This window comes from Novipirellula artificiosorum (genome assembly GCF_007860135.1).
GTDB lineage: Bacteria > Planctomycetota > Planctomycetia > Pirellulales > Pirellulaceae > Novipirellula_A > Novipirellula_A artificiosorum.
The window spans coordinates 71,092-91,320 of record NZ_SJPV01000007.1 but is presented as its reverse complement, the minus strand read 5'-3'; the positions used below and the strand labels follow the sequence as shown (position 1 = coordinate 91,320).

The following is a 20,229-nucleotide window of genomic DNA, read 5'->3' as shown; positions in this document are numbered from 1 at the left end:
TCCCTGTTTGCGGCTCTCGCTTCAGCAGAGAACCTCTCTAATGCCGCGTCTTTTTCACCGGCCGCCGAAATATCGGCTGCACAAATCTACCAACCAAGCCGTTGTCTCCCTGTTCGGAGAAACGATCTATCTCGGCCCCTTTGGCTCCCGCCGAAGTCATTCCCAATACCAAGAAGTCCTTACCCAATGGGAGAAACGCCGGCACGTCGAACGGCCCATCACCCAGCTCGAAGATGCCGATGAATCGAGCAAGACTGATCCAGAGAAAATCGCGGCCTCGATTACGCCCGCGACACTACTAGCAAAGGTCAAATCCGGCGTTCCCGTGACCATCAGCGAGCTGATCCTGGTCTACCGAAGTCACACTCGCCAATATTACCGCAAAAATGGTGAGATCACTCGCGAAGCAGGGGCGATCGATGATGTGCTGCGGTTGCTCAGGCGGCATCACGGCAACGAATTCGCCCAAGACTTCGGTCCGCTCGCTCTCGACGAACTGCGTGAAAAGATGATCGACGAGATGGATTGGTCACGAGGCTACCTGAACAAACAGGTCAATCGGCTCCGTGGCATGTTCAAGTGGGCGGTGTCAAAAGAATTGATCGAAGGCTCCGTATCAATTGCCCTGCGAGAACTGGCCGGACTAAAGAAAGGACGAACGCGAGCACGCGAAACGGCTCCCGTTGTGTCTGTGCCCGACTCCATTATCGATGCGACGCTGAAACATTTGCCCAAAGTGGTCGCTGACATGGTCCGTATTCAGCGGTTGACCAGTGCTCGTCCGGGCGAGGTTTGCTCAATGGCACCCGTTGACATTGATTCCAGTGGTGATGTTTGGATTTACCGACCTTCGGAGCATAAAACCGAACATTTTGAAAAGGATCGCGTTATCGCCATCGGTCCTCGGGCGATTGCGATTCTTACTCCTTATATGGACCGATCCGACGATGAGTTTTGTTTTTCACCTCGTGAATCCGAACGAAGGCGACGTGAAGCAGCCACCAAGCGACGGAAAACATCGCCGAAAGCGGGCAATCGCCCCGGCACCAACCGAGTTGCCTCGCCAAAGCGGAAAGCAAGCAACCGCTACGTCACCGATAGTTATCGGCGAGCAATTCATCGCGTTTGTGACAACCACAACATCGAAAAGTGGTCACCCAATCGAATTCGGCATACCGCATCGACCGAAATTCGAAAACGCTTCGGTATTGACGCCGCCCGTGCCGTCGATGGCCACGGTTCAACCAGTACCACTGAAATTTATGCGGAATTGGATTTGGATAAAGCCGTCGAAGTCATGCGACAAGTGGGATGACAGGCTGCTAAGTTCTCCCAACGCTTGCGCAAGCTTCCATGATTTGGCAGGCTAGTCGGATGGACAACCCATAACCGCATGAGGGACGCATGGAACCAATCAAGAATCGTTTACAAGCGTGGACCGATAAGGTAACGGCCCGAGACATATTGGCACTGACCTTTGGGATGGCAGCAGCGTATTTGTGCGGCCTCTAGTTTTGATTGGCTAGTGCAGTAGGTATCAGGCTAGCCGGTTCGTTGCTGGCATCCACACCCGTTGGTTCGTCCGCGATCAGTTACTGAGATCACGCCGAAGCGACTGTAATGACTGCATAAACATCGGCGTGATCTCAGAATCTGTTCGCTCGCCAGCAGTAGCCACGCTCCGCCGTCCACTCGTCGCAGGCGAGCTGCGACCAGTGGCCGGCTTCGCTCCCTAGTAATCAATCGAAATTGCGAACGAGCCAGTGTTTCGCAGCCGCTGGCTTCACCACTTTAGCAGCCGTCGGGGCCAGTGACTTCAGCGGAATACACCGCGACGGCTGCGAAAGCGACGAAGCCTCAACTCTCCGCAAAAAGTTGTCAACATTGGCGGTGGCTAATCTGCTGCAACCTACCGAATTTACGACAAGAGTTCGCATCGGAGAACTTGACGGTAAAATAAAAGCAACGGAATCAAGCCAAAAGCGTGACAAGCGTTCGGCGATGTGCTACCTCTGATAAACCAAATGACTCAACTTTCTTCGTTCTCTCCATTCGCTATTTTAGGGAAACGCTGACCGGCTTGATGGCTCGGAACATCTTTCGACCCATGAGGCCGGTGGTCTGATCAAGGTTTTTGATCCCTCCTGCATTCTGATTACTTCACTTGGCTGTACCGTGGACTGACTCACTGAACTGGAGTCATCCCATGGTGCAGCCAATAAGTTGCTCCCGTTTACTGACCACGTTGGCAGTCCTCGGAATCTTAACCACGAAGCAGGAGGTGCCTATGGCTTTGTCCAAAATTAATCGTTCCATCCTTCTGGAAAGGATAGCCCCACGATGGACCCACAGGCGACTTGGAACGAGTTGATTCGAGCATGGAGCGCTCGCGACGTGCAAGCGGCTCAGGAAGCTGCCGAAGCACTTCTGGAGTGGCTCCGCAAAGGCGGATTCGCTCCCCTGACCATGCAGCAACTGCCGCAAGGCGATTTGCTCCATGAAACAATCGCAACTGCCGTATGTAACGCAGTTCGTTTACACACTTCTCTCGACTTCCCCAATGAGGAAAGCAACAATGACAACGACAACCAAGTCGGCGACCAAGGTTCGCCCAGTACATGAAGTTCGCTTTGGTCGCGTAAAAGCTGCCATTTGGGCGAATGACACGGAAAATGGCACGCGTCATAACGTGACAATCAGTCGCATCTACAAAGATGGCGAAGAGTGGAAAGACTCGACCAGCTTTGGCCGTGACGATTTGCCGCTGGTAGCCAAAGTGGTCGACAAAGCCCACGACTGGATTTTCGAAGAATCCTCAGGGAACCACGCCCAGTAGCGTCGGTTCGCCAAGAATCCGACAACGATTCTTGCCAAGAGAGGTCTTCGCGGTTCACCAGACCACCGATCGCCTCTCAGCATCACAGCCTCATCAACGGATTCGAATGCGTTATCGTTTCCGGTCTATGCTCACCGATCAAACTCTCGAATCAGCGTCTCGCAGTCACTACGATGTTGAGGTGTGTGAAATGTTAATAGATAGAAGGGCGGGGGGATTCTGCGAGCTTGCAGCCTAAGGGATTTGACAGAGCGCCACGGACGGATATATTTAATTTTTCAATTGCTTTGCTACCGTTCGCAAAGCAATTGAAAAAGCAGGTATGCGCAATGCACTTGCCGATGTAGACCACGAGATGCAAATTGCGAACGATCAGCGATCGCGTTTGGACATTGGTTTTCCCTCCTTCTAAACCAATAATGACCGCAGGCGGCTGCCCTACAGACCACCCAACCCCTGCCGCGTGGGAGATCTCCATACGACCGGCCATCAGGGCTCGACGTTGGATCGCATATTGTACATACCGATGATCGGCTATCTTGGGGGGGATCGCCGCAGGACGACGATGCGAGAGAAAGGATTCTGAAACCTATCCTTTATTCTCAGACTTTCAACCATGAATTCTCAAATTCGCCGTTGCGCGACCCCAATTTTGTTTGCCGCGTTGTCCGCTTGGCTCCCGTGGTCGAATGTTCAAGCAGAACCAACCGATTATGAAACGATTCGTTTCTACACGAACAACAGCAAACCCGAGGAACTTGTCGCCTGGGGCTTCTCCCCCAACGGCAAGTTCGTTGCTCTGAGCTTCAATCGAGATAGAACGGGGGCCACACCGGGAATGTCGATCATTGATCTTGAGAAACAGGAGCTGGTCCGACAGATCGGTAGGTTTTCATTCTTTACACTGGCCTATTCTTCTGACTCGACAAAGATTCTCGGCCAAGGTGGGTACGCCGGCACCCAGATTTTCGATGGTCAGACCGGCGTCCTTCGAGAGTTGTCGATCCCGGCCGTGTCAGGGAAGTTTGGTTTAGACATCGAAGAACGGAACGGCAAGCTGCTCGTCACCAAGATGGTCGAGTCCTTCAACCCCACGCTCGAAGACCAGATCAGAATTGGCGATGAAATCCTGGCGATCAACGAAGGCGAGAAATCCACGCGATACGACGATTCACGCGAGTGGAAGACGATTGCCGGGAAAACTCGCGAAAAGGCACTTGAAGCCCTCACGGGCAAACCGGGCACCTGGGTCCAACTTCAGTTGGTTCGACGAGGAAGTTCGAAGCCGGTCGAAGCTGTGATCCAGCGTCAATGGCCATCGGGCTCTCGGCCGACTATCCCACCACACGGAGAGTGTATGACGCTCTCCGCCGATCGAGGAGCATTTCAGTTTTGCTCGGCTGATGCGCAGCGTTTTTGCGCGTATCTCTATGGCCGAGATTTGCGGTCGGGCGGTCAGCACGTTCTCTCACCGAATGGACGGCGATTCGGATTACTGAACAAAGTCATCAACGGCCAAGACTTCGGCGTGGAAGTGCATGATCTCGAGAAAGGCACTGTCGAGCGTGCAACCACTCTGGAGACAAATAACTTTCGTCACATGCAATTCTCGCCCGACTCGACCCAGCTACTCATCGGCACACGCGATACGATTGAGGTTTTTGACATTGAATCGGATCAATGGCTCGATCCCGTCGTACTCACCCCTCCCGAGGAAGCTGATAGTGGCCGAGCCGTGACTCGGCGAATTCCGCTTGGACTTGGTCTACCCGGAGATCTCTATATGACGTCGCGCGACGTCGTTTACGCAAAGCCAGCGGCCTTGTCACTGTTCGCCGTCGCACCCAATGGAGTGGTCGCCGTCGGCTCAGAGACTGGAGGTATCGTTCTCGCGAGCCTTGACACGAAGGACCGCATCGGTGTCATCGGTGATGAGATTCTCGGGGTGAAACCCGAGATGATCGAATTCTCGCCGACCGGCGGCCATCTTGTGGCATTCGCCAATGGAATGCTCCACGTCTTCAAGTTGAACGAAGAGGGATCAAACTCCGAAATACAGGCGACGGACTCCTCGATACCCGTGCTGTCAAAAAACTCCGAAGAAGCATCGGGACGGTGATTCCTGATCGAGTAATGTTTAAATTGGTCAATACCTCAGAAGAGTTATTCGCTGAAGTGCAAGAACCGATCATGAAAAGCAAGCGAAAACTGACGCGATCGCAGCAGTAAACGCTCGATCGAATCATCAATGTTTGACAATGGGGTGCATCGCTTGCGCAAGCCTCCACGATTTGGCAGGCTAGTCGGATGGACAACCCAAAACCGCTTGAGGGAATCATGGAACCAACCAAGAACCGTTTGCAACAGTGGACCAATAAGATTACAGCCCGAGACATATTGGCCCTGACGTTTGGGATGGTCGCCGCGTATTTGTGCGGCCTCTAGTGAGCTTCGCTAGATATTTCGTCAATTCAGCGGGTTAACTCCCCGGCACTCGCGCTCCTTCGCTAGTCCGCGATCAGTTACTGAGCCTCACGCCGACGCACTTACTGTTTTCGCACATCCGTCGGCGTGATCTCAGAATCTGCTCGCTTGCCAGCCGTAGCATCGCTCCGCCGTCCGCTCGTCGCAGGCGAGCTGCGCCCAGCGGCCGGCTCGCTCTGTAGTGATCGACATGAAATCGCTGCATCAACAAGCGGACGAGCCCACTCGGGAATCCGAACAACGAAGCTTCATTGGTTCTGGAGCCTGTACCGGACCGTTTATTCGCAGCAGCCGGCTTCATCGCTCTCTCATCCGTCGGGGCCAAGGGCCTGACGGCCTCAGCGGGGCGAGCCCCGACGGATGAGAGAGCGACGAAGCCTCAGCACTTAGCAAAAAAAATGGTTTATCGCGGACAACGATGCTTTACTGGGTGGATAGTTGCGCCGAAGAGCGATGCATGTTATCTGTAGTTGATGAACGACTCTTGGATCGCCATTGCTGACGGCTTCGTGCTGAAATCTTTGCTGCTTGAGGAAGCCCACACGGTTCGCTTTGCGTTGCGTCGCGCGGAGCGTGAGAACGCGGCGTGTTTATGGGTTGTCTTGCAACGCCAACATGCAGGTTTTATTCAACAACAGCTTGCACTTGGCGCGCGTGCCGATGCACTGATGTGGCTTGACCGACTGGCTCTAGACATTGGCCGCGTCATCCAGCCTGAACTTGCGGATCCAGTATGGATGGTTGATTGCGTGACAAGTTTTGAGCAGCATGCTAAGGAATAATGCAGTTGAACTTGCTGTTCTTTCAACAACCGCATATTGGAAATGCGTAACCGCTTCTCACTTGACGACGATTGTTCACGTAATAGTTTCGTCAAGAGAGGTCGGTGGTCTAAGAGGTTTTTGGGAAATTTGATGAGTAACTGCTTGGTTACCCGTCCTATCTATCGCAAGAGCGACTTGGATTGTGACCTGTCTGACGGTGTTCGTCAGCGAAGTAAGTTAGTTCCGTTTTAGGAGAAGTCAATTATGGCAACCACCACACAAAGCAAGCAGTCGGAGAAACCGCCGGTACGTCCGGTCCACGAGATTCGTCTTGGAAGAATTCGAGCCGCCATTTGGGAAAATGAGACAACCGAGGGGACACGATTCAACGTGACCTTAAGTCGTCTGTACAAGGATGGTGACAATTGGAAGGATTCCAGTTCGTTTGGACGAGACGACTTGCTGCTAGTCGCAAAGATCGTTGACCAGTGCCACACTTGGATTTTTTCCAAGAGCGGTAGCCATGGGGAGTCCAGCGAAGAAAGTGACGGAAATACACCGTTCTAGCGAATCTGCGACTTACTGAAGTCAAGTAATAACCGCGTTCCAACAGCTCTAGCTGAACAGAACGGATGGTGACCACGGTTCTAACTCCGGTTCAAGACCGCTGGCCACCACAGTTCGCTTCAACGATCTTTTGCATGTCACCAACTGAGCAAGCCTCGTCGTTTTTGTTTGGCATTGCGGCCATATCAACATCGGACGCTTGCGATCAGTGGCAAACTATCGTACTGTTGGTCACATGGAGGAACCTGTGCCAATCAAAACTTCTGACTGGTGGCTGCCCATCAGTATTACCCTAGCGGGCTGCCTGCTATCAGTGGGCGTTGCTTACGTCGAGTCGCGTGTTTTGACGCTCGTATTTTTTGGAACAATGGCAAGCCTCTGTGTAGGATTGCTAATGAAGCGTTCGTGGGAGAACCGGTCTCGCGATCCTACGCTGCTTGAGACTCCGTTTTTTCTTGCGCACGATGCGGAGGTGTTTGACCTCTACCGGGAAATGTCCCGTCAGATGTTGCGTGTCAGTGCGCGGGCAGAACCCAACTACCGAAAGGCGGCTCTGCGTGAGTTGGACGCTGCTGTCGAAAAACTCACTGAGGTAGGTGACGGGAGAATTGTCTTCCATGGCACTGAAGCTTGGCGGTTGGTCTATGAACAATTGTTGCGTGATCCAAGTGTCCTCGTCTATCGGTCGGTTGCTCTGGTCAGGAACGCGTCGTACTGGCAGGACGGAGCTGGATTGCAAAGTATGCAGCTAAATTACGAGCTGATTGCTCGCGCGATCGTCACGGTCGAGCGAACGGTCATTCTTAAGAACGACCTTTGGCCAGCTGAAGATGATCTGCCGACGGAAACGCTCAGGCACTGGATTCACGAGCAGACGGTCAACGGCATTTATGTTCGTTTGGTGCGTGAATCCGATTTGCAGAATGTGCCGGAGTTAGTCCGCGATATGGGCATCTACGGTTTTACAGCCGTCGGGGTCCAGGAGTTTGACCAAGCTGGCCAGCGGACAAGCACGTTTACTTTAGACTTTGATTTCAATGCTGTTCGCGCGGCGGAAGCCAATTGGAACAATTTGAATGTTTATGCAACGCCTTACGTGGATCTACTGGATCGATTTGGTCTAAGCGAGTAAAATAGGGAGTACATTGCAAAGGTACTCACTGTGTCAGTTCTCTACTTAGACACCGCGAGGCTGGGCAGGACGTGTGCGGCCGCATCGCAGGCTCAGCTTGACGTCAATCGACTTTTGGTCGACGATCCGTCGCTGTACTGCGAGAAGCTCTTTAGAGACGGCGCAGGAATCTGGCCCGAAGAACTCATTGCTCAGTATCCTTCGTTTGCGCAATGGCATGGTCTCCGGTCACTCCAACGCCAATTCGCTCAGCGCTTCTCGGTGGTCGATCCAGAGAGCGTCTTTCTTGCAAGCCGATCGATTCAGCTAGTAAGGATCGCCGCTCGGCTGATGTTCCGAACGTGTCGGCATGTGCTCACTTGCGACATGAATTGGCCGCATTGGCAACACGTCGTCGCCGATGAGGCTGCCCGAAGTGGCCAGCGTATTTCTGTTGAGGAAGTTCATTCAGCGGTCTTTGAACATGGCCTCACGTCCGAATCTCTCGCTGAAAAGCTTGCCACCGCGTTCCTCAATCGAGAATGTGATGGCATCTTCCTCCCGACTGTGACGAATCTGGGCGTACGCTTACCACTGTTGGAGCTCCTAGCAAGACTGAAACCCAGCGGTCGGCTCCGTTTCGTCCTCGTTGATGCAGCACAAAGTTTTTGCCAGCTGCCCGAACCGTCACCCACGAACTGCGTTGATGTGACGATTACAGGTTGTCACAAATGGCTCGGTGGCGGGAACCCACTCGGCGTAGCAATATGCGGAAGCTCAATTGTGGCTGAGCAGTTTCGCCACATCCTTGACTCAAACCACAATCCTGAACTCGAAGACGCTTTGATGAAATTCTGCCTCCAAATCGGTGGAAATTCCGTGAATCGATACATGGAGACGGTGAACGTCGCACCTTTCTTCACTGCGAACGCGGCACTCAAAGAAGATCGAACAAATCGCAGGAATCTCCGAGAGCAATTCGAGCGGCGGCAAGGAAACGTGGAAACCCTAAGGCAGGCGATGTCGGGCACTCCTTGGAATTTAATGGACGTTGATGAGTCGCTCCGTTCTGGGATTCTGCTGCTACAATCACAGAGCCCGCTCCACCGGGAAACGGATTGCCAAACTCTTGCAGAGCGATTCCGAAACCATGGCGTAGCATTTAGTAGTTACCCTCAAGCAATCATCCGGATATCAACGCCAAATTCTCTGGCGTCCAGTCACTCAAGAAATGTGATGAAGCGAGCCTTTCATTGCGTCGCCTAACCAATGCTTCCGCTGATTCGCTAGCGACACTTAGTGCGTGACAAAGGACGTTATAGTGCGTTATTGTTAGCGGGCAAAAAAACTCGGGTTACGGGCATTTCCGATTGTCCGTGTGCGTGAATTAATTGCTGGATTGTTTAGCATTCGCTTGGTGGAGCATGGATGAGCCGTTAAAAAATGCAGATACTCGGTTAGCCAAACCCGGTGATGCGGATCTGGTTCCCGTGGCGACTATTCAGGGGGTCTCGGTTCGTAACCAGACGGACAACGAGATGCCCGCTCTGGTCGCTGCTGGGGGCGCTGCTGCGCAGTTTGCTTGGGAAGAGTTCATCTACGGGAAGATACGCAATCCTCATACACGGGCCGCTTACGCCCACGCAGTCAGCCAATTCCTGCGTCACTGCAAATCAATCGACAAAGAGCTGCCAACAATCACCCCTCGCGATGTTGGGAGCTACTTGGATGGGCTTGCCTACGCTCCCGCAACCAAGAAGTTGCATCTGTCAGCACTTCGGCATTTTTTCGACACGCTCGTAACGCGACATGTGGTCGTGCTAAATGCAGCGGCGTCAGTCCGTGGTGAACGGTTGCAAGTCGTTGAAGGCAAAACCCCCGAAATGTCTACTCAACAAGCACGAAAATTGATGAGCAGTATTGATGTTGAATCGATCGTGGGACTGCGTGATCGTGCCATCATCGGCATCCTGATCTACACAGCCGCTCGCGTCGGAGCGATTGCCAAGCTCCAAATGCAACACTACTTCGACACGGGCGAGCAATACTGCCTGCGATTCACAGAAAAAGGTGGCAAGTCACGCGAGATCCCCGTCCGACACGATCTGCAGCAATTCATCACCGCCTATCGCACCTCTGGTGTTCTCGACAATGCCGATAAATCAACACCGCTATTCCGCTCAGTGGTTCGCCGAACCAAACGGCTCACCGAAAACGCCATGACTGCCGGCGATATAGGCAGAATGTTGAAACGCCGACTCAGGAATGCCGGCTTACCATCCCGGTTGTCGCCACATTCCTTTCGCGTCACCACGATCACCGACCTACTCAGTCAAGGCGTGCCCCTAGAAGACGTCCAAAACCTCGCCGGCCACGCCGATCCCAGAACAACACGGCTTTACGATCGAAGGCAGCGAAAGGTGACTCGCAACATCGTTGAGCGAATCTCGATCTGATCGCAACGAAATCTCAGCAATTGCAAATTCGAACAGCAGTTAGGCCTAGAATTGCAGCCGTTTAGCGAACGAAGTGTTTCACAAAGAGCAGACGAGGCCGCATGCACTCACGGAAGAATCTCTCGTCAGGGTAGATGGGTCGCTTTCTGCCCGTCTCGGCAGCGACGGATCCCCATCCATGCACCTCGGTCCTGCGTCGCGATGATTTCGTTCCAAGGGGTTACGCGATTCTGTAGTGGCATGATTATGTGTATTCTTGTTTTAGCATTGTCTTGTTAGCGTTGTTACAGGCGAGGCGTTGCACTAATCCTAACAAAGCCCAGAGACCACCGGTCCCAATTGGGATTTCCAAAAACGATCCAGCATCGTCTCAAAATCCGTTTTGGGACAATGCTGAAGTACTCCTCAGCGATAACTTCGAAGATCTTCCAACGCGAAAATCGATCCGTCAGAGTAACAGGTTCTCCAGTATCTACCGCCACTGTAGAAGTGACGCATCTCATCTGATTCCAACAGATCCAGGATGCCTCTGACACTGTCAATCCCAAGTATTTCTCCCAAGCCACCCACATTCCCGGTCGTCACGACCGAATCAAAAAGGGGAAGTCGCTGATGGTACCTTCCGTGGATCGATACTGTTGGCGGCCATTGGCCGTGGTGCTGCATGCCGTGTAGCAGCGATATCGCATCGGCCTGAATGAGTTGCAATGCTGGCAGTTCCGGGTGCGTGGCACGCTTGAAAATCAGGTTGCCAGTAAACGAAATCCACTTGGATTCTAGTTTCTGATTGCACATCTCCTCAAGTGTGATTGCCGGATCGTGAAAAACGTCATACCGTTCTGTGTTGATCGATTCCTCGTCGTGACGGTCACGAATAAAATAGTCGGCACAAAAAAGTCGATTCACCAAATCATATCGGCGTTTGCAAATGAGAATTCCAATTACCGAAAGAAAGGCTTCCTGTGCAAAAAACCGAAAGTTATCCTGTGAGATAGCTCGAATACCGGCATTGGGCTTTGTAAGGATCTTCGCAAAATTGGCTGTTTTCTCAAGAAGAGCGACGATTGCGGGCAAGAGCCATGACTCGTAGACACTACTACCCGTAATGGCGACCACGTCAATTAGTGCATCTCGGATTGGCCGCATCTTTTCGATCGAATCAAGCACGTCATCCGGCCACGATTCCTCGGCATCTCGATCGAGACTCATTCGATGCGCCTCCAAATCAACGACCAAATCCTTTGCGAATTGATCGAATGCCGCCGCGGGGTTACCGCGTCCCGTAATCAATACGTCGCAAAATCGTCGACTTGAACGGATGCAAATAACTGAGGATAACCCATTGCTAATTATAAACGCTGGCGCCTTGCCAAGTGGCGGTTTGACGTTCAGAGGCTTGTCGAAAATGTGCCGGACTAGTCGCTCGTAGTTCCGGCTAAATGATTCTTCATCACACATGTCAATGTAGATTCGACTTCCGTAGAACACTGGCAAGCAAGCTTGGTCGTCTTTATCACGCTCCCTGAGAATTGCGACGAACTTCGTTTGTCCAACCTGCTTGTATAATTCCGCAGAAATGATCTGTGATTCAGTTCCAACTCCGCCCTCCCGTTTGTCCGCTTTCGCGGCATAGTTGGCGTCGGAGACCATCAAGATTCGGTCAATCGACTCGTCGGTGACCATCTGCTCCATGAAAACATTGGCATCTTGTCCCTCACGCAAGTCCCATTGGTCAAGCACGACTTCGATACCATCCGCCTGAAGTGATGTCGCTAGATCGATTACCCATTCGACATGGTCTTCGTTTGTGTGTGCATAGGATACAAATACTTTCCGTATCAAAGATTGATTCTCGCTCATGCTTTCACGTGCATCATTTCGATTTCATAGCTTGCTATTTTTACCCATTTTAGTTCTACAGCTCTCGTGATAGGCAGCCAAGCAGTTCAATGCACATCAGAAGTGCCGATACTGCTACGCCGACATCAATGGATTGACCATCAGTGTGTTCGCTACGATTGCGAAATTGGTGAATCGCATTGAGCAGCACGTAGGTGTCTTTGCTGACATAATTGGCTTTGGAATCAACGTGCATAGTGCAACCCGTCAAGACTTGTAACAGTCCAAGTTGTTTCGGTCGATCAGCGGGAACCACTATGTTGCCACCAGCCATCATGGCGGCGATTTGTTTGTTTTGACTACATGGTGGAGACGTCCAGAAGCAGATGATTTCTTGAGGTATCTTTCGCGTGGGACCGAACTCGTGCTTCCAAATCAGGTCAAGGGCTTCGTCTTCGACATGTGTTAGATTGTTCAAGCAATGCTTGGCGTAATCGGGAATGTCCCCAATCGCTTGCTTGACGAGACGGAATAAGCTGGGGTCGACGACTTTGAAGTGCGACAAACGTAGCTCAAGAAGGTCACGGATATTCGCGTGGTAGCTGGGTTCGTTACCAAACAGTCGGCTGACCGTTCCTGCGTCCGGTGCAGCATTTTGAACATGTGTCCGTAGCAGCCGACAACCGCAATGCAGTTTGGTGCGATCGCGGCTCGCGAACCCTCTCGCTATCAATGCGTCACGGTCTTCTCTCCCGATTTGGTTCTCATCAACGGGTTCGTTCTCTGCAAGGAAATGGAATCCATCACGAGCACTTATGCTGAGTGTGGTGTCATGCCAAAGCATTTTCAAACGGTCGGCTTGTTGCTCACAAAGACGGTTCGCCGCACGAACGACGGCCTTGTTGTCAACTTCTGTTGACGTGCCGTGCAAACCATTCAGCATCGAGAGCAGCAAAACAGGGTGCCCGCCCGTCCAGTTGGAAAGCTCTTTCTGTGCTCCGCTCCCCAAAGAAAGCCCTGATTTGGCGACCGCTGCCTCAATGTCCTTTTCGTCGAAGCAACCAACTCTAAGCGGCACCTGATCACCGAACAGATTCCAAAACGGGCTTCCCTGTACCTCTTTGTCTCTCGCGATCTCGCGAAGTGGCGCGCGGGTTGCTGTGATAAGTTGGTGCTGTCCGTTTAGAATTTCACGCAACTCCCCAAACAACTGAGCGGGCAGGTTTGCTTCTGCCAGTGGACGATCGAAGCTGTCCCAAATAAACAGCAGTTCGTGGCCCTCTTCCTTCATCTCCGCAAATAGATCCTCCAAAGCCGTGTATTCCGGCTCGTCGAGGTAATCCGCGAAAGCGGAGACTGCCGGCGAGACCTTCATCGCTTGCCCCAGTCGTTTGCAGAACTCCTGGTAGAAAGCAGTTTTTGACTCGGGGGCGATCGTAAAGTCCCAATACAGAACGGCACCGTACTCACCACTTTCCAAGGCCCGTTTCTCCAGAGCCTTCAGGATGACCGACTTGCCGATATAGGCAGGTCCGACGAGTGACAGTTTGGGGCGTGGGCCACGCAGGTCGCTCCAAATGCGATCGAGCATGCCTGCACGCCCGATAAGTTCAATCGTTTGCGAACCTTGAATCGGGAAAACTTCACTCATCTTCTAAATCCTCTTGCAGTCGTTTGACTTCACGTGAAAGATGCTTCATCTCCCGAATTTTGGCATTTGTTGGCTGTTCTTCCGACTCTGTCAGTGCTCGCGACTTCAAAACGGCAATGTCTTGGTGCAAATCAATCCACATCCCCATTAACGGAACAGCAAGACCGTATTTCCGATCCGATGAAGGCCCCGTCTTGGCAATCAATTCCAGTTCCAATAGGTCGGCAAGATCGCGATCCAGATCTTCATCGGGCAAAAAGATTCCCGCATCAGCCAATTTTTCCTGCAGCATTCCAAATCGAGGCGGCGAATTCGATTGCTTTGTCTCAGCACGAATGATCGCCAACAGCAGTTTCCGGCGATGCAAGTGGGCGTAATCCCAGATCGCAGCAAAGTGCTCGTTATCTTGTAGCAATTCCATGATCGCATCGAACATGTGCTCAGACTTGATCCGCGTGACCTGCTGTCGTGTTGCCAAGTCGAAGGCACGATAACAAACACACTGAATCAGATAAGGCTGTCCAGCGGTCAAACTGATGATCTGTTGGATCACTTCTTCAGAGAATTGCAGCATGCCGTTGACAGGTTCAACAATCAGTCGCCGCGCGTCATCGTCGCTAAGTGCCGTGACGCCGTATCGTGTCCCAAGACCGTAGAGTGCCGACCAATACTCTTCGCGAAGCCGCTGCAATCGAAGCGATCCGGTAATCAACATGGTGAACCGTGGTGTGCTTTGAACAAGGCTTCTTAGATTCAATAAAAACTGGCTCGGCAGTTCACCACGCTCAATATCGTCTTGCAGCTTGTCAAACTCATCTAACATCAACAGCAAGCTCATCCCAGAAGCCTCCAAGTGTTCCACAGCAGTTTCAACAAACTCTTGAAAGTCACTGAACGGCATTTCCTTGCCAATCAGGTCGCGTACGCTCTGTGACACCGCCCTGCGATTTGTTGCAATTGAGCCATCGGGGAAAGTGACGCGGCCAAAAGCATCACGCACTGCTCGCGCGATTTGCAAGGCAAACCTCTGAAAGAAACTTGCCGCCGACACTCGCCCGTCGTTGTCCCCTTCGGCGGAGTGAACGCTGCAATAAACACACAGCCAATTTGGAATCGAGTCGGTTCCTTCGAGATGTCTTAGGATCGACGATTTACCAGAACGACGGTTGCCTTCGAGCAGCACCAGATTACCACTCTCTTGCACTTGTCTTCGTATTTGGTCAATCAATCCTTCACGACCGTAGAACAGATCGTTTCGCTCGCGTGTGATCGGATCTCCGCAAACGTAAGGACTGACTAAGCTTGTGGTGTCGATAGGTGTTTCTTCACCCTGCAAATCAGCGTTTTGCTTGCCAGGCGCCGGTACAATTAAGTTAGAGCTTCCCTCAAATGGGACACCATTAAAACGCTTGCCGGACCAACGAATGGCCACTTCTTGTTCACCGTCAACCGGAAGGCATGCCAATTCGAGTTCCGTAGTATCATCATCGCGCAGGTGCGGGATTACACCTCTCTTTTCTTCAATATCGAGCCCGACTGAACCAAGGCGTAAAACGCGAACAGGCAGCAGACCACAATTCTTGACTGTGACGATAAATCTATCCGGCTCTCGCCTAATATTCGAAGCGAGCGAAACGGTCAGCTCAATTGTCGGTGGCGAGTGCATACGTTTGATGCAATCGTCGATCAGATTCAGAAATTCGGAAACTAAGTGTTTGGGTTTACCGCTCTTTTCAGAGTCAGGGATCAACTTTTGCGATGATTTAAACATCGCTCGCGTGGCCTGTAAGGTGGCCAGCAAGCTCGCACCGTCGTTAATGATTGCCGTCAACAACGTCATTTGGTCGATTGCTTCGCTCATCGCGATAGCCCATGGAGCCAGTGCGGTGCATTCACGAATCGATTCAATCGTGAATTCACTCGGTCCGGCGTCTACAAAGCAAGGAACACACGATTCGTAAACAACTTGGTTGTAGCCAGCCGGAGAATTGCGAGTTCCATTTATAAAGTCGACTAAATAGGGATTTCCGCACTTCTGGCAAATATGCAGCGGCGATCCGTAATGTGCAGTATCTTCTAGGCATGAAATTAAGTTGGCTGATACGTTCCATTTCACCGGGATGCCCTTACGTCGGGCCATTGATTCAATTGTATCGCGGTTTTCATTAGCTTGTTGATCCACGATTCGATGTAATGCGATGCGGCGAATTTCCTCATCAATCCATCGATAAATCGCATTGGTGATTTCGGTGCTTTTTTGATCTGTTGATACACTCGCAAGCGTTGCGATCGCATCATCGCGTTCGTTATTCACCGCTTGGATCACTCGTTCTTGAACCTGCATCGCTGGAACGGGGATGGGTAACGATTCCAGCGTCTTCGCCGAAAGGTGCCGAGCCGCAGATCCTCGGGCTCGTTCGTCGAGCCAGGTTCTTGCGTCTTCGCTTTGTAGGTACGCCACAAGGTAATTTGGATCGATGCCGGGTTGGACTCGGAGGACGAACAGCCCACTGGACGCGACACCGCCGCTCGCTTGATCGCGAACAATTCCAGTTTTGCCGATCGTCCCGGATTTGGACAGCAAGACGTCGCCGCCACGAACTTTCTTTCTTGGATCTAGGTTTGAAGCAGCAGCGGGCATCAGCCACGATGACCCACTGGTAATCGAGCCGCCCTGAATATCCTTGATTCGCAGATAAGGGATTGCTTCATCGGCAAAATCGAATGGGCGTTGTGGATTGATTTCCTCTACTTCCACTTCGTCAAATAGCGTTGTTCCCGATGGTTTGTAGTTGGATCGCGGTGGCGATTCCATTAGCTCCCGTGTTGGGATGTTGTGACCACGCAAGATTTGGCAAACTTCGCCAAGCGTTTGAATCGGAATGTCACTGGATAATGCTTCCAGTGTCGCTTCTAACTTGCTTTCCGTACCTGCTCGCGGTGTCAAATCAAACTCACGATCCGCCAACTTTGAAACGCCTTCGACGCGGTACGTCGTGTTCGAATCGGGACGCCGGGCATGATTCCAAAACTTGATGCACAGCTCGTCCACGGTATAAGACATTTCTAAGTCTTCGCGGTTTTCGCGATAGATAGCATCACCATCAATAAATCGAACACTCTTTGTTTCGCCACCACGGACGACCTCCAGAAGCGTGAAGCCGACCGATGTATAAGGCTTGAACAGTTTCGATGGCAGCGAGATCACCGTCTCAAGTTGGTTTTGTTCAATTAGAAACTCACGCAGCGGTTGGTCTTTTTGGCTGAAAAGTAAGCTGGGCGGCACTGTCATCATCAATCGACCGCCAGGCCTCAAATTGCTTAGGGCATGTTGCACGAACAGCGATGCCGAATCGTTCGTTGGTACAGGATACTGCCCCAGTCCATCGGTATCGATTTTCATTCCCCATGGCGGATTGCCTAGCACGACATCGAACAATTCGTGATGAGGATTGCCCGCGCCGTCGCGTTCCAAACTACTACCACGTTCAAGTTGTGGCTCGACGACGCCCGACAGCACCAAGCGAGTCAGTGCGATGACGTACTGGTGTTCATCCAGTTCCACGCCCGCCACGCTGAGTAGCGGCTTACCGGATTGCAATTTTAGCGGATCCGACATGTCTGTCATCTTGTGAACATAATCGATTGCCCGCGTCAGGAAACGACCAGTGCCGATGCATGGATCGTAGACCGATTCACCTAACTTGGGATCAGCTAATCGCACCATCACATTAACGACTTCGATCGGCGTCCGCATCATTCCTGCATCTTCCACATCGGCACTAGCTAGGCATTCGTCGAATATGCGACGAAGTGCGAGTCGTTCCGCAGGTGTTTCGATCTGGTGTGAACGCAGCCAATCGCACATCGACTTGACGACATCCGGCGGATACCACAGCAGCACCTCCAGGCCGGGCGTGATCCGCGAGAGTTGCACAGCAAGCGCTGAGTCAGGTTCGTGATTGACGATCCGTCCCATCACCAATTTCAACGTTTCGGAAAGCTGTTCTGGCGGTAATTCGCACCAGCTTCGCCAGTGCAACTGTGAAGGCAATACGGGCGTAAAGTCATCTTCATCGAATGCTGCGATGGCTTCCCGTTCAGCATCCTGAAAATCTGCCCAGCGCAAAAATATCAGTGTAGCCAACGCCACCCAAACGTGCTGCACGGAGCTATCCGAAGTTCGCAGCCGCTCACAAATCGCTTGCAGTTCTTTCGATGTTCGAGAAATTGATTGCCCAAATGCCACGGCGATTACAGCTCCCCTGCAAAGGCTTTGCGAAGGACAGCATCACGGAGCGACTCAAGGTAGACTCGGCTACCGCATACCTCCGCTTTGAGACTCTCGACATCGGAGAGCCTGTTGAATATTGAGTGGATCAATCGGAGAACGCGTTGTTGTTCGGGCAATTCCGGAATCGGGATCTGAATTTCCTCGATGTAAGATGCCGGAACCCGTTGCTGTCCGACCGCTCCACGAAAATGGTGTGTCGCTTCAACACGAAGGGGCTTCTGTCGGAGAAAATGCCAAATCCACTCTGCTTCAATAACGTCCGCCATTGGTCGAACAACATGGAACTCGGTCGAGCCGAAACCTAATTCGTTCGACAGGTTGCGTGCCACTGCGCACTTGCCGTTCTGCATGCAAGGCGTGATTTTCGCAAAGATAACGTCACCTTCCGAAAAATAAGTGAATCCTTTTTTGACTTCCGCATACGGCCGAACTTCCGCACCGACGATTGCACCCTTGTACTGATCAACAGCGGGCATCGGAACAAATGACACTGCATGACCATCGGGGAGGTCCCTAAGACTGGCTGGCCTTCGTGGGTTTATCTGCGTGACGCATGACAGCTTTTTGCTTGGCCACTGCGGCGATGTGCTAGCCTGCCCAACGATATCAACGATCTCCCCCAACAACTCTTGCACCTTCGACTCGTTGGATACCGTCAGGTCAAGCACTTCATCAAGTTGTCGCGTATCGAGCTCGTCGTTTCGGTGTGGGTTTCTCGCAGATAGGTCGTAGCCTTTGGCAACGATATCGTCGATGCTAGTACACCAAGATCGCTCGCTATCATCTCTGCTATGCAGTTTTGAAAGAAAGTCAGGGAACTGCGTTCCATCCATTGGTTTTCTTGATGTCTTGCACTCGAATCCATCATTCGTTAGCTCGTAAAACCAAACTTCCTTTGTTTGCAGTTTTCCAGTTGTTGGCGTTTTCGTAGGTCGATCGAAGAAAAGAACATTTGTCTTTACATTTGTATATGGCAGGAAACAACCGGCTGGTAGCGAAAGCACGGTATGTACGTTGAATTGCTCCAATAGCTCCTTCCTGATTTTCTGGCTTGCATTTTCTTGCGTAACAACTCCCTCTGGAACGATCACTGCGGCACGACCGCCTTTGGCGAGGTTGCGCATGATGTGTTGCAAGAACAAGCACTCCGTCGCCCCTGAGCGAACTCGGAAATTGGTTTGCAACTCGGAGGCCATTTTGCCGCCGTAGGGTGGATTGGAAAGAATGACGTCGTACTTGTCCTTCTCGGCGACGTTCTGGTTGTGGACTTCCAGCGTGTTGCCGAGTTCCAAGTTAGCCGATTCGATCCCGTGAAGGATCATGTTCATGGTACCCAGCAAGTAGGTCAGCGGTTTGATCTCCATTCCGTAGAAAGTGCCCGATTGCAGCTTCTCCAAATCGCGCCCGCTTAGATTGCGGGCCTTCGGATTCCGGTTTGCATCCACCATGTAGTCAGCGGCTTCACCTAAGAATCCACAGGTTCCGAAGCAAGGGTCATAGACTTTTTTGCCAACTTGCGGCTTCACGACTTCGATCATCGCACGAATGATGTGCCGCTGGGTGTAGAACTCGCCCGCGTACCCGGCGCTGTCAGCAGCAACGCGATTTAACAAATCCTCGTAGATTTCCGACAACACATGAACGTCAGTGTCGCTGCTGAAGTGCAGACGGTTTACTTGTTGGACCACGCGAGCAAACGATGCGCCTCGACGGCAATAGTTGCGGACGTTGTCAAAGATGCGGCGGAATCGTTCGGCCATTGGATCGTCCCCCAATCCCTTCTTGGGATCGGGGCTGGTTAGTTTGATCCACAATTTGCGGTCGACGAACTCCAGCATCTCGTCGGGATGATCGGTCTTGGATGCCCAAGATGACCAGGCATATTCACCGGCCAAGCGGCGATCATACGGCTCGTCGTCGAAGGCAGCTTCCTCTTCCCTTCGCGTTTCGGCTTCGTCAAACGCCTTCAAGAAGAACAACCATGCCAGTTGCTCGACGTAGTTTCTCGCATCAACGCCTTCGGAATTGAGCTGATTGCAAGCGTTCTTGACGATCTGACCAACTTCCTGACGACGATGGTCGACGGAGCCGTTTGTTTTTGGCGCAGCGGACTTCTTGGCTACCGCCTTGGTCGTCGCGTTTTTCTTTTTGGTTGCTTTCTTCTTTGCCATGTATGTTAATTCGTTAAACGATGCGTTTGTTTAAAGACGTGGGTTAGGCTTCCAGC

Annotated in this window: 14 protein-coding genes; 9 read left to right on the top strand and 5 right to left on the bottom strand. The window is 52.1% G+C overall.

The window, feature by feature from the left end; all coding sequences use genetic code 11:
• Positions 1-40 precede the first annotated feature (40 nt).
• The 8 genes from Poly41_RS19175 (at position 41) to Poly41_RS19145 (ending at position 7,783) form a co-directional block, all read left to right on the top strand.
• Positions 41-1,315, top strand: a complete 1,275-nt coding sequence (locus Poly41_RS19175; RefSeq protein WP_146528353.1) for a tyrosine-type recombinase/integrase — start codon at positions 41-43, stop codon at positions 1,313-1,315.
• Positions 1,316-2,340: 1,025 nt separating this feature from the next.
• On the top strand, positions 2,341-2,622 hold the full coding sequence (locus Poly41_RS19170; RefSeq protein ID WP_146528352.1) for a hypothetical protein: 282 nt from the start codon (positions 2,341-2,343) through the stop codon (positions 2,620-2,622).
• Positions 2,576-2,836, top strand: coding sequence for a hypothetical protein (locus Poly41_RS19165; protein WP_146528351.1), 261 nt, complete (start codon positions 2,576-2,578; stop codon positions 2,834-2,836). Before Poly41_RS19170 ends, Poly41_RS19165 begins: the two co-directional genes overlap by 47 nt.
• A 616-nt stretch (positions 2,837-3,452) precedes the next feature.
• Complete coding sequence (locus tag Poly41_RS19160) at positions 3,453-4,955, top strand: hypothetical protein (RefSeq protein WP_146528350.1); 1,503 nt, start codon at positions 3,453-3,455, stop codon at positions 4,953-4,955.
• A 188-nt stretch (positions 4,956-5,143) separates the two neighbouring features.
• The gene (locus tag Poly41_RS34200; RefSeq protein ID WP_197231449.1) at positions 5,144-5,281 is read left to right on the top strand and encodes a hypothetical protein; all 138 of its coding nucleotides are present in this window, start codon (positions 5,144-5,146) and stop codon (positions 5,279-5,281) included.
• Between the two features lie 512 nt (positions 5,282-5,793).
• Complete coding sequence (locus Poly41_RS19155; protein WP_146528349.1) at positions 5,794-6,102, top strand: hypothetical protein; 309 nt, start codon at positions 5,794-5,796, stop codon at positions 6,100-6,102.
• Between the two features lie 246 nt (positions 6,103-6,348).
• Entirely contained in the window at positions 6,349-6,651 is a 303-nt protein-coding gene (locus tag Poly41_RS19150) for a hypothetical protein (protein WP_146528348.1), read from the top strand.
• A 394-nt stretch (positions 6,652-7,045) separates the two neighbouring features.
• Positions 7,046-7,783, top strand: a complete 738-nt coding sequence (locus Poly41_RS19145) for a hypothetical protein (RefSeq protein WP_231615779.1) — start codon at positions 7,046-7,048, stop codon at positions 7,781-7,783.
• A 306-nt stretch (positions 7,784-8,089) separates the two neighbouring features.
• Here Poly41_RS19145 and Poly41_RS34195 read toward each other — a convergent pair whose 3' ends face one another.
• A complete protein-coding gene (locus Poly41_RS34195; protein WP_197231448.1) occupies positions 8,090-8,230 on the bottom strand; it encodes a hypothetical protein in 141 nt (46 codons plus the stop codon).
• A 956-nt stretch (positions 8,231-9,186) separates the two neighbouring features.
• Between Poly41_RS34195 and Poly41_RS19135 the strand changes: the two genes are divergently transcribed.
• Positions 9,187-10,218: a tyrosine-type recombinase/integrase gene (locus Poly41_RS19135; protein WP_146528347.1), complete on the top strand. Its 1,032-nt coding sequence runs from the start codon at positions 9,187-9,189 to the stop codon at positions 10,216-10,218.
• Positions 10,219-10,623: 405 nt separating this feature from the next.
• Here the strand turns inward: Poly41_RS19135 and Poly41_RS19130 are convergent, their stop codons facing one another.
• The 4 genes from Poly41_RS19130 to Poly41_RS19115 all read right to left on the bottom strand — a co-directional run bounded on the left by Poly41_RS19130 (position 10,624) and on the right by Poly41_RS19115 (position 20,173).
• Positions 10,624-12,078 (bottom strand): SEFIR domain-containing protein, encoded by a 1,455-nt coding sequence (locus Poly41_RS19130; RefSeq protein ID WP_146528346.1) that lies wholly within the window; start codon positions 12,076-12,078, stop codon positions 10,624-10,626.
• A 55-nt stretch (positions 12,079-12,133) separates the two neighbouring features.
• Positions 12,134-13,708: a hypothetical protein gene (locus Poly41_RS19125; RefSeq protein ID WP_146528345.1), complete on the bottom strand. Its 1,575-nt coding sequence runs from the start codon at positions 13,706-13,708 to the stop codon at positions 12,134-12,136.
• A complete protein-coding gene (locus Poly41_RS19120) occupies positions 13,701-17,876 on the bottom strand; it encodes an N-6 DNA methylase (protein ID WP_146528344.1) in 4,176 nt (1,391 codons plus the stop codon). The genes Poly41_RS19125 and Poly41_RS19120 overlap by 8 nt, the downstream gene beginning before the upstream one ends.
• 86 nt (positions 17,877-17,962) lie before the next feature.
• The gene (locus tag Poly41_RS19115; protein ID WP_146528343.1) at positions 17,963-20,173 is read right to left on the bottom strand and encodes an N-6 DNA methylase; all 2,211 of its coding nucleotides are present in this window, start codon (positions 20,171-20,173) and stop codon (positions 17,963-17,965) included.
• Positions 20,174-20,229 lie beyond the last annotated feature (56 nt).